Raw genomic sequence first — 13,431 nt, 5'->3', positions numbered from 1 at the left:
GTTTACTCTTTGCGGGTGTGGTTTTCAAGACTGGCTTTCACAAAGCCGACGAACGGTGCCGAGGGACGGGTAGGACGGGACCGGAACTCAGGGTGGAACTGGGTTGCGACAAAGTACGGGTGGCCCGGAAGTTCAAGCGCTTCCATGCGGCGTCCGTTCCGTCCCACGAACCGCAGGCCTTTCGCCTCGATCGCATCGATGTACTCGGGGTTGACCTCATACCGGTGACGGTGACGTTCAACCACTTCGGTTGCACCGTAGAGTCCAGCGAGCCGCGAATCTGCCGCAAGCTGAACCGGATAGTCACCGAGCCGCATAGTTCCGCCGAGGTCATCGACGCCCTCCTGCTCAGGCAGGAGGGCGATGACCGGCGTTCCGTCGCCCATCTCGGCGCTGGTTGCATCACGGTATCCGACAACGTTGCGGGAGAACTCAATAACTGAGAGCTGGAACCCGAGACAGAGACCAAGGAGCGGCTTATTGTGCTCGCGTGCGTAGGTGATGGCACCGATCATGCCTTCGATACCGCGGTTGCCGAATCCTCCGGGGATGAGAATACCGTCGAGATCGGCAAGGTCAGCATTCGTGTAGTGTTCTGCATCGAGCCACTCAATAACAACCTCGGTCGAGAGCTGACGGCCCGCATGTTTGAGTGCTTCCTTGATGGAGATATAGACATCTTCCACACCGTATTTGGTGATGATACCGATTCTGACGCGGTTGGTGTACTCGCGGGAGACGAGGGAGTACCAGCTGTTGTCCGGTTTGCCGGGCGAAAGCTTCAGGAGCGGCAGGAGAATGTCTGCCATTCCTTCCTTTTCCAGCTCCATGGGAACAAGATACGTATCGGGGGCGGTTGTTGCGCTGATGACGGCAGAGACATCAACATCACAGAAGGAAGAAATCTTGCGTTTGGTGGAAAGCGAGACCGGCAGCGTACTGCGGCCTACGATAAGATCCGCTTCAAGACCCAGTTCCCGCAGCGCTTTGACGGAGTGCTGCGTAGGTTTGGTTTTGAGATCTCCCATAGTGTCCGCCGGAAGCAGGGTCACGTGAACGAGAACGAAGTCACCGTTGCCGTACTCCCAGTGCATCTGACGGACGGCTTCCAGGAACGGCATACTTTCAATGTCGCCAACCGTTCCGCCGACCTCAACAATACAGATCTCTGCATGGTTGCCGTCTTTATCGGTCCAGCTTTCTGCGGCATATTTGATTCTGTCTTTGATCTCGTCGGTGATGTGCGGAATGATCTGGACAGTTGCCCCGAGATAGTCGCCGTGGCGCTCTTTCTGAATAACGGAGGAGTAGATCTTTCCCGTGGTCAGATTGTGATCACTGGTGAGTTCAATATCAAGGAACCGTTCATAATTTCCCAGGTCAAGGTCAGCCTCGCCGCCGTCCTTTAACACGAAGACCTCTCCATGCTGGGCCGGGTTCATGAGGCCCGCGTCAATGTTTAAGTACGGGTCGATCTTGACGGAGGTTACGTGGTAACCTCTGTTGATGAGAATTCGTCCGATGGACGCAGCGGTGATGCCTTTGCCAAGGCCGCTCATCACACCGCCGGTTACAACTACATACTTCACTCGTGTGTCCCCGCAGTTTCAAATTTAATAATGCTTCTTATATTGGAGGGCTAAGGTATTGAAAGTGAGGGGTTGGTTTGCTTTACCCCAAAGTTTTGGCAGGTCCCTAACAATCCGGCATGATTCAGAGGGTACGGATTGGGCGTGTTTTTGAATCCCTCGTACGCATCCATGGTTCTGTAAAAATGTCCAACAGCGCCGAAACACTCTTGTCGATACAAGACAACATACCACGCAACGTATATGGGATCAACATCGGACAAAACAGAAGAGCTGATATATGACATCAGGGACGGACTGCCGGGTGAACCGGACGATCCGTACGAAAAAGTGTTCTTCTATCAATGCCTTCTGGAAGCGTTAACAAAGTTACAGGCGGAATATACCTATCGGCGGGAGAAAGAAATCAAAAAAATCCGGACGGAAAAGATCAAACATCCCGCATACCAGCTGGTGGTTCCCGTGCGAAAACGACGCAGTGTTGATGTTGCAAAGCTCCGGGTTCTCTATCCGGAGATTTACGACGAGTTTGCATACATCAAACCCTATGATATCATAAAGATATTTGGCAGAAAATCCCTCCGGACCGCAGCGGTTCAGCTCATCGGCGAAGAGGAGACGCACCAGTATGAGGCAGTGAATGTAACCGAGATCGCAGAAAAACTTACCGCAGACGAACTGAAGTCATGCGTAACGGTGACTGAAACGGAACAGACGCCGGTTGTCCGGCAGAAAAGAAGGAGATATTAGAATACCCGCCGGACATATCCGGCAATTTTGTCCCGGACGTATTCATCCTCAGTGCCGAACGCCGCAAGACAGGACTGCATCTCTTCTTGTACTGCGGAGATATCAGTACCGGATACGGAAAGGGAAAAGGAGTCTCCGCCCCCAAGGTCAATCGTACAGGAGAGAGTGATCGTGACTGATGCTGTATGCGAGACGACGGACGACGCGGCAGACTCCCCGAAGGAGGCAAGCAGGGGGCGCGGGTCACGGAGAATGGATGAGTCAAAAATATTGTCCCCTGTAAACATCCGGAGAACAGCCGTATCCGCATCAGCGGTCAGCGGGACGGCAGCACGCATGACTGCGGCATCAAATCTTTTTGCCAGCACCGCCTGCACGATCTCTTCGGGATCGGAGAGAGCGCCGTCGGAAACGAGGAGCACAACGTTTCGGATATCCGGCCCCGCAGCAAGGCTCTGTCCCGCGAGGTTTGCGGCATGGGCAAGTGAGGAGAGATAGCCGCCGGACGGCAGATCCGTCCACTCCACCTCACCGGCCGGAACCGGTTCAGGGCCGAGATGCCACATGGCAGTGTCGGAGTAACGGAGGATGCGTACCGGAAGGTCGGCGGGCAGACCTGCAATGAATTTTTTCACGGGCATATTTGCGGCGGCAGTTCTGCCGCCCTCAAACATGCCGGCACAATCCACGAGCAGCGTAAGAACAGTCTTCATGACAGCATCTCCCGGACGGTTGCGGCAAGGGTATCGATCTCGCTTTCGGTGTTGTAAAAGGCAAGACTTGCCCGGATGGTTCCGTCAGGACAGCCGAGCCGGCGCATCAGCGGTTCGGCACAGTGCATGCCGGACCGTACCATGATACCGCCTTCCTCGTCCAGATAGGCCGCGGCCTCATGCGGCGGAATGCCCTCAATCGTAAAGGAGACAACACTGATGCGCTGCACCGGGTCGACGGGTGCATAGACCCGCACGCCGGGGACGGCGGAGAGCTTTTCGATCAGTCTGCTGCAAAGCTCCCGTTCCCGTACTTCGATCTGATGCATACCGATCTCTTTGAGGAACGCGGCGGCCTCGCCAAGACCGATGCCGCCTGCGATGTTCGGCGTTCCGGCTTCGTATCGGTGGAAGCCTTCCGCCGGGGTGAACCCGTCGTCGGTAACCTGTTCTACCATACCGCCACCGAGGAACAGGGGTTCTAATATCGGTTCTTTCATCCAGAGAACGCCGGTTCCGGTAGGTCCGCACATTTTATGACCGGAGAAGGAGAGGAAATCCGCACCCAGCGCCCGCACATCAACCGGCATGTGGGGAACAGACTGGGCCGCATCAACCGCAAGGAGAGCACCGTATCTGCGGCAAAGTCCGGCGATATCTGTGACCGGCACAATAGTGCCGGTCACGTTTGATGCCTGCGTTACGGCAACCAGCCGGACGGAGTCGTCCATTGCTGCTGAAAACGCGTCCATGTCAAGCGTGAGGTCCGGGCGAAGACCAACGATCCGGAGCATGACCCCGTATTTTTCCAGCGCACGCCAGGGAAGGAGATTGGAATGGTGCTCAAGAGCGGTGGTTACAATCACATCGCCCGGCTGCCAGTTCAGTCCGCGGGCGATCATGGTAACCGCTTCAGTGGTGTTTTTCACAAACACCGTGATGCCTCCCTCCCCGTTGATGAGGTCAGCGGCTTTCTCGTGGGCGTGCCAGTACTTTTGGCTTGCAATCCTCGTCAGCCGGTGAACACCCCGGCCTACGTTTGCCCGGTAACTGCGTTCAAACTGATCCATGGCGGCAAGTACACATTCCGGGGCAAAGGAGGTTGCCGCATTATCGAGATAGATCAGATCCCCGATCATGGGGAACTGACTTCTCAGCAACTCCCAGTCCGGGACAGCGCCGGCGTCATCATCAACGTCCACAATATCGCCTGCTTTCCCCTCCGGCATGAGATGGGCAACCGAGGAAGGAGTACTGCGCTTCACCGGTTTTTCGGAGAGATCAAGACCCGCGTCCCGGACAAGCTCCTGCATCTTGGGCGGAAGCTCCTTCCACCGCCACAACCCCCAGCTGATGAACTCAGGCGGAAGACCGCGGTCGGCAGCCCAGCGGGTGAGGAACGCATCCCACCGTGCGGCCATCGCGGGATGGGTTTCATGCATCGTTGCAAGTTCCGACTCCAGCATGGCGGGGCAGAGGTAACAGCCGATGCGTTCATATCCGCGTTCATAGAGCGGGTTGTACGGAACTTCCCGCAGCCAGAGATAGAGGAAGACATCAAGCGCCCGCCAGGAACGAATGGGGGAGAGATTGATCTGCAGAGGATTGTTCGGGTTCTGGGAAACGGCATCAAGCGAGGCACGGCTCCATGACTCATACCAGCGGTTGCCCTGAACGGTTACGCAGGGTCCGGTTTCGGCAAGATGGACCTTCAGGGGATTGAGTTTGAGGAGTTTACAGCACCAGCGGTGATCTTTGCCGGGCGGACCTGCCTTCTCAACGGCCTGCCAGAAATCTCCGGCCTTCTGAATGAGACGGACATTCTGGCTTTTGACAAACTCAATCGTTTCGGGGAACTCAAGACCGGTATCAATGAAGAACGCATCCGAAACACCGGCTTTTTGGGCAATGTGCCAGACGGCGGTGCTGTCTTTTCCGCCGGAGAAGGAGCAGTTCGCCGCAGGCGCGAGGCTGAGATTTTGTTTGATCTCGCGGACCGCCGTGCGCTCCATGTTTTTGAGATGGAAGGCATTTTTCTCCACAACGTCAGCCCACGACGGGTTTGCCATACCGAGTTTCGGCTGCACGCTGACCAGTTCTTTGATGCGGACTGCCCCGTCCTTTAAGATACCGGTACCGTACTTGGATTTGTACTTCAGAATAACCACACCGTCCGTCGCCTCCGGTGCGGTGACGGCAACTTTTTTTCCGCCGAGTCTGCCGGAAGGAAGAGAAACTGCTGCGGTTTCCAGGTCAATGATGTTTCTCTCGGCTTTTCCGAGGAGGTAGGGAAGGGCTTCTGCTTCAATATCGAGCCGGAAGGTGCGGGTGACCGGATCAAACCAGAGCCAGGCGAACCGTACACCGTTTGCGATGATGAGATCATTACGGTCAAGACCGCCTGCCTTGTTGAAGATCATCACCTGCGGGAGGGTAACGCGGGGCCCGAACCGGTCACAGATGAGGGTTTGCAGGAGATCATGATCGGCCTTGAGAACCGGGCGGACATCATAGGGCTGCTGGAGAGGAATCTTCGTGGTCTCGGCTTTGCACGAGCAGGTTTTTGCAACGAGCGGGACATTACAGTGCGGACACCAGTAAAGATATTTGGTGAGATAGTCATCACTGTCGGCGGCAACATAATAGCCCGGCTTAATCTCTTTTCGCGGAGTTTTCTCTGCGGGCTTTCTGGTCTGGGATTTTTTTTGCGGACGGTTTTTTCGCGGGTGCGGATATTTTTTGTATTCGTGCGGCACAGTGAGAATATATTGGGCAGGATTGCTATTTCTAATCTGAGGTTCATCCGTACTGCCGCAGGCAGTATGGATGAACCTCAGGAAACTGCGGTCACAGCGACTGACGGGGGAAGGGATGCAGAAAGGAAACGATCAGGCGCACAGGAGATGAGGAGTTAGAAGAAATCAAACTCCTCATCATCAACTTCCTCCGGAAGGAAGGCCGTGTCATAGACCTCGGAAAGGTACCTGATGAAGAACACCGTAATCGGCACAAGCGCGAAGATGTAGAGAATATACAGCACCGTCATAATAACAATATTGTTTGAGAACAGCTGCGAAAGCGACACCACCACAAACGTCACCATCAGGTAGAGAATACTCATAACCACCAGCGACAGAATGTAGTCGTACCAGCCAATCTTGCTGATAATCCCGGTGATCGTCTTCAGGCTCACCGCCTCACGGATAGAACCTGTCCGGCAGAGATGTGTAATCCCGATAAACGCAAACAAAAGAACGATCAGCGTTGTAATAAACTGAATGGCAGCATAGGAAAAGACCGTTCCCACATAGATCATTCCTTCCGTCTCAAGGAAATCCGCGGTTGAGTACATCCCCGTATCCGGGAAGAAGTACATAAAGATCAGCATATAGATTACCGAGATGATGATCAGCGGAATTGCATAGATGATAACGGTAATATTGATTCTCCAGCCGTTGAAGAACAGTCCCCAGAGGTTTCCCGTATCCGGCATCGAATCGCCGGAACGGAACAGACGATAACAGTACCCCTGCATTAACGGAACAAAGAAAATGCAGGACAGTCCGAGCAACAGAGCAAGATACTGTAAAAGGCCCGAAAGAACCTCACGGGTAAATCCGAAGTCCGGGCCGACAAGAATACTCACCAGAATCGGCAGAACAATCAGCTGCAATGCAATCGTTGCCGCAATGAAGCCCACAATAATCGGGCCGACAATATAGAAGAACAGCACTATCCACCGCGGGAACTGCGTAATGCTGAAGAAAGCATTTTTCGTGAAGTTGTAGGCATTCGTAATGATCTCTGCGTGTTCCATGGGGCTGGTCTCTCTTAGAATACTATTATGTGGTTTTCTTATAAGATAATTGGCACGATGACGCACCCGCTTTTTTAAGAGGACAGAGATACAAGAAATACGTATGGGCATTTTAGGCCAGCTTGAACGGGCGCTCGGTGTCTGGTATCCCGATCCCGACGCAGACCCCGACGACACAAATCCGGTTGTGGCCGTAGCGTTCCGTGAGTATGTCATGAACCGGCTGGGCGACGCATACTCCGTTGCCGATCGTGAGGAGCGCGCCGCAGGCGAACCGGACGTGGTCTGCGTCCGCAACAGAGATGAGGCGCGGTTTGATCTCATCACCTGTTTCCGGAGCAGAATGTTCACCGGAGAAGACGGCGAAGTCTACCTGCCGTGGGTCACTCCCGAGACATATGCCGCATACCAGACCTACGCAGCAGCCGAGGAAAACCCCTGCATTGTCATTATCGGTCTGCACGGTTTTGCGGACGAACCGAAGTTTCTGTTCGCAGTCCCGCTCGCAGAAGCCGTTCCTCAGCTTCCGCGAACGGTTTTGCAGAAGTACGAAGTCAGGAAGGATGCAGAGCTGCTCTGATTCATGAAACTGCAGACCATTTTCCGCACGTCGCTGTTTCTGGGTGCATTTGCAGCGATGGCTCTTTCCAACGCGGTTGTGCCGGTCTTAAACAGTATCGCACCCGATCCCGGAATGCAGGGAGCGGTGTACTCGGCCTACTTCCTCGGCGCGTTTCTCATGGTGTTTCCCGCAGGGATGTTGTCGGACAGATTCGGGAGGACACCGCTGGTGCGGATAGGTTTGTTTGGAACGCTGGTATCAGCAGTTGTGCTGTGGATCTCCTATCCGGACCCGGCAGCTGCCGTGGCGCTCCGGTTTGCCGAAGGACTGTTCACGGGGATGTTCGTCTCCGCCGCAATGGCGTTCGTAAACTCGGCGGCGGATCACCGCAGACTTGCCGGCGGGTTCGTTGCGCTGATGAACGTGGGCATGGTTGCAGGACTTGTCGTGAGCGGCTGGCTTGCATCCGTGCAGGCCTACGCAGGCGTTCTGGTATTCGGAATACTGACGGGGGCGGCAGGACTGCTGAGTCTGGGACTTGCGGATGATGCGCCCGCACAGGAAAATATTCTGCCGTTTGCGGCGGTGAAGGATATTGCGGTATATCACAAATGGCTGTGGGCAGCCCTCTTTGTATCCTGCGGAACGACCGGTGTGGTCATCTCCGCATACCCGGAGCTTTCCGGTGCGTCGGCTGACGTGAACGGTGTGGTGACGGCGCTGATGAGTGTGGCAACGGCAGTGTTTGTGTATGCGGCATCACGGATGCGAACCGCAGATTCCCTTTCGGTGGTGCGGGTCGCAGGCATTCTGCTTGCCGTTTCCGTACCTGTTGTGCTGGTGAATCCTCTCGGCATGATCCTTGTCGGCGCCGTGTTCGGCGTGATTACCGCGGCGGTTCTGAACTATCTTGCAGAGACAAAAAAACCGCAGGGCGTGATGAACGGGATGTTCAATATGACGCAGTATGCGGGAATGGCAGCTCTGCCGTTCGCCGCAGGACTGCTGGTGCTGCCGGCCGGATATGTCGGGGTGTTTCTGATCGTCGCTGGCCTGAATGCGGCGGCAGGACTGCTGGTCGTCCGCTGCCCGTGTTATGTGCAATAAAAAAAGGTTCGCGAAATATTTTTCGCTAACATCCGTAATACAAAGAAATTAGTGTCTTCTGAAGATCAGAAGAGCAACAGCGCCAAGTGCTCCGGCAGCTGCAAGCAGGCCAAAACCGGGTGACGGAGTCGGCGTCGGGGCAGTGGTCGGAACGGTGGTCGCCACAGTGGTTGCCGCAGTTGTCGGGACGACGGTCGGTACACTCTGGTTGGAGACCGTAAACTGCTGAGATGCAGTCGCACCTGTTTTAATGCCGGTTACCGTAACTTCATACTGGGATGAGTGCAGCGGGTTTACGGAGAAACTCCAGAAGTTCTGGCCGCTTGCGGTTCCCTGCTGGACAATCACACTGCCGGAATCCCCTTGGGACCAGGATGCAGAGTCCTGGGCATTGGCTTCTTCTTTGCTCATGGGCCAGAAGGAGGCTACACGGACATCGACAAGAAGCGTATCTCCTGCCGCAAGGTTGGTGGTTCCGGAAACCGTAAAGGGTGTGCCCATGTACAGGGTACCGACCGGGTTGATGGTAATCATCGGGTAGTCAATGGTGAAGGTAAATGTCTGGGACAGATCGGGGATGTTTGGACTTTTGAGCATCTGTTCCAGAGCATAGGCTGCCTGCGATCCCTGTAAGGCGTTTGGACCCTGTACGACAAAGCTGTCACCGTCAGCGGGAACACCGCTTCCGGGTTTGACGGTGATGTAGGTTGTCTGGCCGACGGTTACGGGTCCTACACTGAAGGTACTGCCGGTTCCGGGACTCTGAACGACGCAGTAGTACTGTGAGGGGGACATATCACTCGTGGTGGTGAGCTGATAGGTGTATGATCCGTCATTTACCTGGGCAGTAGCATATTTGAAGTAGTTCGGACCGAAGAAGTAGAGAGCAACCTGTTGAGATCCGGGTGCCTGACCGCTGACGTACAGCGTGTCGCCCTGAGCAATGGTACTCTGGGAGACGCCCGCCGAGACCGGCATAATAAGTACTGCAAGAAAAATCAGTACGCACATGCCAAAGACTGCACGGGTCCTGGGTGTCGGGGATTTTTTTATCATAGACAAGGTATATGTCTTTCCGCCATCCCATTAATTATAATGTTTGTGACAAAGTCCTCTCTTCCACGACCTGTGGTGAAATGGGCGGGGGGCAAGAGGCAGCTGCTTGGCGAACTTGCAGAGAGGTGCCCGGAGGATTTTGAAAATTATTTTGAACCTTTTTTCGGGGGAGGAGCGCTGTATCTGTATTTGTGGAAAACCGGTGCAATGCGGGGGAAGGCGTTTTTAAATGATGCAAATCCCGAACTGATCAATTTGTACCGGATGGTACGCGACAGGGCTGCGGAGCTCGCAGACGCCGTGCAGCAGCCGGAGTTTCTGAATACGCGGGAAGCGTATCTTGCATGCAGGAGGCGGTTTAATGCAATCCGGGGCACGGATGCATGTGTGGAGCGTGCTGCGCTGTTTTTGTATCTGAATCATCACGGGTATAACGGGCTGTGGCGGGTGAACCGGAGAGGCGAGTATAATATTCCGTTCGGGAGGTATGCAAAGCCGCCACAGTTCGGGGAGGAAACCGTGCTGAAGGCACTGGCGACTGCGCTTGAGCCGGCTGTTCTGTTGGAAGGGGATTTTGCAGGTGTTCTGCCGCATATTTCGGGCGGGGACTTTGTATATCTGGACCCGCCGTATTTACCGGTCTCGGCAACGGCGAACTTTACCTCCTATACGACGGGAACGTTCGGGATGGCAGAACAGGAACGGCTGTTTGCGATGTTCCGGGAGGCAGACCGGCGGGGTGCGCAGGTGATGCTGTCAAACTCGGTTGCGCCGGAGATTCTGGATATGTATGCGGAGTTCTCGGTGGAACGGGTGCAGGTTCTGCGGTATATTAATGCGAAGGTTGCGGGACGGCGCGGGGCTGAGGAGATTATCGTGCGGAATTACTAAGTCTGTATCGTTTCCGCGTACCTTCCCAAGAATTATTATCCTGCACCGCAAACCAGAGATCCCTATGCCGTCCGTCCTCTTCCTCTGCACCTACAACTCCGTCCGTTCCCAGATTGCGGAAGGCGTCTGCCGGATGCTTCATCCTGACTGGGAAATCTTTTCCGCAGGGATAGCACGGGGTACCATCTCCACCCGTGTCCTTTGCATCCTGGAAGAAACAGGCTGCGACTGTTCCGATATGTACGCAAAACACCTCACCGAACTGCCCGACCGGCAGTATGATACAGTTGTTGTCCTCTGTGAAAATGCCTGGGGAGCACGCGATCATCTCCCGAAAGCAACTCATCTGATCTATCACCCGGTGCGTTCGCCCGAACCATGGGCGGGCGACGATGAACTTGCCGACTACCGGCGGCTGCGGGACGAACTCACCGGGTGGATGAAAAAAACGCTCGTACCCCACCCCTAACCACATATTATATTCTTCCAAAACCCACTATGTAAGCGTGAAGTGGGCTATTCTCGGCGGAGGCTTAACCGGAGTTACGCTTGCCCGTCTCCTCAGCGAGCACGGCTGTGACGTAACCGTCCTGGAAAAAGAAGCAAAGATCGGCGGACTCTGCCAATCGGAAACACGTAACGGATTTACCTTTGACTGCGGCGGGTCACACATCATCTTCTCTCGTGACACTGACGTTCTTGCGTTCATGCACAACGTCCTCGAAGAAAACCGTGATACCCGGGACCGCAATACCAAAATCTACTACAAACACAAATACATCAAATACCCCTTTGAAAACGGCCTCGCAGAACTTCCCAAAGACGACCTTTTCTTCTGCATCAACGAATACATCAAAAACCTCGTAGCGGTTGAAAAGGGCGAGGTTGCCGAGCCGCAGAACTTCCGCGACTGGATCTACGCAACATTCGGCAAAGGAATCGCCGAGTGTTATCTTGTCCCCTACAACGAAAAGATCTGGAACTACCCGACCGCTCGCATGTCCAAACACTGGATGGACGGCAGAGTCCCCCGCCCGCCGGTCGAGGACATCATCAAATCCGCTATCGGTATCGAAACCGAAGGATACACGCATCAGGCGGTCTTCTCGTACCCCATCGACGGCGGCATTGAAGCACTTGTCCGGGCGATTGCCGCACCCGTCACCGACAACATCAGGACAGACTTTACCGTAACGACCGTCCGGAAAACCGCAGACGGGTGGGAGATCGGAAACGGCAGTGAAATCATCACCGCAGACCGTATCATCTCAACCATTCCCTTACAGGTTCTCCTGCCCATGCTCGCTGGCGTGCCGGACAGCGTCCGGGACGCCTGCGAGGCGCTCCGCTACAACTCTATTGCCTGTGTCAGTGTCGGATTCCGCGGAACACTCCCGGACATCTCCTGGATGTATGTCCCAGAAGATGAATGGGGAATGTTCAACCGGCTCTCCTTCCCCTCCAACTTCTCCCACCATGTGGCACCGGACGGCTGCGCCGCGGTCCTCGCCGAGATCACCTACAACGAAGGAGATGATGTTTCGAAGATGACTGATGAGGAACTTGCAGCACACACTGTTGATGGTCTCGTCCGTATGGGCATTCTGCCAAGTGCTGCGGATGTCGTCCATACCGCAGTTGATCGCTTCAAATTCGCCTACGTCGTCTATGATCTCGACTATCTCAAAAACATCAAAACTGTCCGCGAGTACCTCGAAGGAACGGCGGGTATTGATCTCGTCGGAAGATTCTCCCAGTTTGAGTATCTGAACATGGACGGATGCATCCGCAGCGTTCTTAATTACGTCCAAAACCTGGAAAACGCATGATATCCGTAATCGTTCCCACATTCAATGAAGAGGAGGGCGTGGAAGCCTGCCTCAAAAGTCTCTGTGACCAGACCCTGCCCCGCGACCAGTACGAGATCATCGTGGTGGACGGCAACTCTAAAGATAAAACCCGCGAGATTGCTGCAAAGTATGCGGACAAAGTGTTCATCCAGACCAGCAAGAAGGTCGGCGGCGCACGCAATGACGGGGCGATGGCGGCAAAATACGATATCCTTGCAACCACCGATGCGGACTGTTTCCTTCCCCGCGACTGGCTGGAGAAAGTTCTGGCAGATTTTGCAAAATATCCTGACGCCTCTACCATCTACGGTATCGTGTACCCGCTGGAGCCGGGAATCAAACACAAACTCTCTCTGCTCGGTTACAATATTGTGTCCCGGATCGGATACTGGACGGGGACGATCTACATGACGCTCGGCTGCAATACGGCGTTCCGAAAGGATCTGTTCCTCGAAGCCGGGATGTACATCACGGCGGACGCGGGTGACGACTTTGAGATCGCCCGCCGGATGAAAAAGTACGGGCGTGTCCGGCTGGACACAAATCTGAAGGTCGGATTTTCGATGCGGCGGTACATTGAGTTCGGCGCAATGAAATCGATCTATCAGTGGCTCTACATTGTGGCGCACGGCGGATCGTCGGAGAAGTATCAGTACGCCGGAAAAGAGTACGGGAAAAAATAATCTGAGAATTTCTCTCAACCCTTTTTTTCTGGAGATGCTGTGGGTGGGGGAGTGGGTAGAATGGGATACCTGAAAAAAAGAACGCAAATAACGCAGATGCGGCGCTACGCTCTCCATTGTAGGTGAGTGAGTGGTGAGTGAGTAGGAAGAAAAAAGAAAACGCAGATAACGCAGATGCGCCTAACGGCGCGGCTTCGCTCGTCGCATTTTCTTAACGCTGCTCGCCATCCCGTCCGAGCGGACGGGCGGCGTTGCTGTCGCAAACGCAGCTAAAAATGCTCGCGAAGCTGTGGCAGGATAAGGAACAAGTGGGAGATTCACGAGCGTCAAGAGATTTCTGGTGAATGTTTCTGCCGGTTGTTGCAGGATACGGGATGAGTGGGAGCTTCGCGAGCATTTGCCGTCGCGCTTGC

Annotated in this window: 12 protein-coding genes; 7 read left to right on the top strand and 5 right to left on the bottom strand. The window is 54.7% G+C overall.

Annotated features, from left to right (window positions below):
* Positions 1–2: 2 nt before the first annotated feature.
* On the bottom strand, positions 3–1,589 hold the full coding sequence (gene pyrG, locus O0S09_RS01515) for a glutamine hydrolyzing CTP synthase (protein WP_268922132.1): 1,587 nt from the start codon (positions 1,587–1,589) through the stop codon (positions 3–5).
* A gap of 243 nt (positions 1,590–1,832) precedes the next feature.
* On the opposite strand from pyrG, the gene O0S09_RS01510 reads away from it, so the two are divergent.
* Positions 1,833–2,339, top strand: a complete 507-nt coding sequence (locus O0S09_RS01510; protein ID WP_268922131.1) for a hypothetical protein — start codon at positions 1,833–1,835, stop codon at positions 2,337–2,339.
* Here the strand turns inward: O0S09_RS01510 and O0S09_RS01505 are convergent.
* From O0S09_RS01505 to O0S09_RS01495, 3 genes are all read right to left on the bottom strand, one after another.
* Positions 2,336–3,052: a vWA domain-containing protein gene (locus tag O0S09_RS01505; protein WP_268922130.1), complete on the bottom strand. Its 717-nt coding sequence runs from the start codon at positions 3,050–3,052 to the stop codon at positions 2,336–2,338. The two genes, O0S09_RS01510 and O0S09_RS01505, sit on opposite strands and share 4 nt — an antisense overlap.
* Positions 3,049–5,808, bottom strand: coding sequence for an aminotransferase class V-fold PLP-dependent enzyme (locus O0S09_RS01500; RefSeq protein ID WP_268922129.1), 2,760 nt, complete (start codon positions 5,806–5,808; stop codon positions 3,049–3,051). Before O0S09_RS01500 ends, O0S09_RS01505 begins: the two co-directional genes overlap by 4 nt.
* 155 nt (positions 5,809–5,963) lie before the next feature.
* Entirely contained in the window at positions 5,964–6,869 is a 906-nt protein-coding gene (locus O0S09_RS01495; RefSeq protein WP_268922128.1) for a DUF4013 domain-containing protein, read from the bottom strand.
* A gap of 103 nt (positions 6,870–6,972) precedes the next feature.
* Between O0S09_RS01495 and O0S09_RS01490 the strand changes: the two genes are divergently transcribed.
* Together O0S09_RS01490 and O0S09_RS01485 are read left to right on the top strand one after the other, a co-directional pair.
* Positions 6,973–7,449, top strand: coding sequence for a hypothetical protein (locus O0S09_RS01490; protein ID WP_268922127.1), 477 nt, complete (start codon positions 6,973–6,975; stop codon positions 7,447–7,449).
* A 3-nt stretch (positions 7,450–7,452) separates the two neighbouring features.
* Entirely contained in the window at positions 7,453–8,538 is a 1,086-nt protein-coding gene (locus tag O0S09_RS01485; RefSeq protein ID WP_268922126.1) for an MFS transporter, read from the top strand.
* Between the two features lie 48 nt (positions 8,539–8,586).
* Here the strand turns inward: O0S09_RS01485 and O0S09_RS01480 are convergent, their stop codons facing one another.
* Complete coding sequence (locus tag O0S09_RS01480; RefSeq protein ID WP_268922125.1) at positions 8,587–9,594, bottom strand: hypothetical protein; 1,008 nt, start codon at positions 9,592–9,594, stop codon at positions 8,587–8,589.
* A gap of 45 nt (positions 9,595–9,639) precedes the next feature.
* Between O0S09_RS01480 and O0S09_RS01475 the strand changes: the two genes are divergently transcribed.
* From O0S09_RS01475 to O0S09_RS01460, 4 genes are all read left to right on the top strand, one after another.
* The gene (locus O0S09_RS01475; protein ID WP_268922124.1) at positions 9,640–10,485 is read left to right on the top strand and encodes a DNA adenine methylase; all 846 of its coding nucleotides are present in this window, start codon (positions 9,640–9,642) and stop codon (positions 10,483–10,485) included.
* 64 nt (positions 10,486–10,549) lie between these two features.
* The gene (locus tag O0S09_RS01470) at positions 10,550–10,954 is read left to right on the top strand and encodes an arsenate reductase/protein-tyrosine-phosphatase family protein (protein ID WP_268922123.1); all 405 of its coding nucleotides are present in this window, start codon (positions 10,550–10,552) and stop codon (positions 10,952–10,954) included.
* 37 nt (positions 10,955–10,991) lie between these two features.
* Entirely contained in the window at positions 10,992–12,314 is a 1,323-nt protein-coding gene (locus O0S09_RS01465) for a protoporphyrinogen/coproporphyrinogen oxidase (protein WP_268922122.1), read from the top strand.
* A complete protein-coding gene (locus O0S09_RS01460; protein ID WP_268922121.1) occupies positions 12,311–13,018 on the top strand; it encodes a glycosyltransferase family 2 protein in 708 nt (235 codons plus the stop codon). Before O0S09_RS01465 ends, O0S09_RS01460 begins: the two co-directional genes overlap by 4 nt.
* The last annotated feature ends 413 nt before the right edge of the window (positions 13,019–13,431 follow it).

It is taken from the genome of Methanocorpusculum vombati, assembly GCF_026891935.1.
GTDB lineage: Archaea > Halobacteriota > Methanomicrobia > Methanomicrobiales > Methanocorpusculaceae > Methanocorpusculum > Methanocorpusculum vombati.
This window is presented reverse-complemented; position numbering and strand designations above follow the sequence as displayed.

What these genes read in the sequence shown, in the direction of transcription:
- O0S09_RS01510 (WP_268922131.1), top strand. Translation starts at nt 1,833, where the DNA reads ATGGGATCAACATCGGACAAAACAGAAGAGCTGATATATGACATCAGG.
- O0S09_RS01505 (WP_268922130.1), bottom strand. Translation starts at nt 3,052, where the DNA reads ATGAAGACTGTTCTTACGCTGCTCGTGGATTGTGCCGGCATGTTTGAG.
- O0S09_RS01495 (WP_268922128.1), bottom strand. Translation starts at nt 6,869, where the DNA reads ATGGAACACGCAGAGATCATTACGAATGCCTACAACTTCACGAAAAAT.
- O0S09_RS01490 (WP_268922127.1), top strand. Translation starts at nt 6,973, where the DNA reads ATGGGCATTTTAGGCCAGCTTGAACGGGCGCTCGGTGTCTGGTATCCC.
- O0S09_RS01485 (WP_268922126.1), top strand. Translation starts at nt 7,453, where the DNA reads ATGAAACTGCAGACCATTTTCCGCACGTCGCTGTTTCTGGGTGCATTT.
- O0S09_RS01480 (WP_268922125.1), bottom strand. Translation starts at nt 9,594, where the DNA reads ATGATAAAAAAATCCCCGACACCCAGGACCCGTGCAGTCTTTGGCATG.
- O0S09_RS01470 (WP_268922123.1), top strand. Translation starts at nt 10,550, where the DNA reads ATGCCGTCCGTCCTCTTCCTCTGCACCTACAACTCCGTCCGTTCCCAG.
- O0S09_RS01460 (WP_268922121.1), top strand. Translation starts at nt 12,311, where the DNA reads ATGATATCCGTAATCGTTCCCACATTCAATGAAGAGGAGGGCGTGGAA.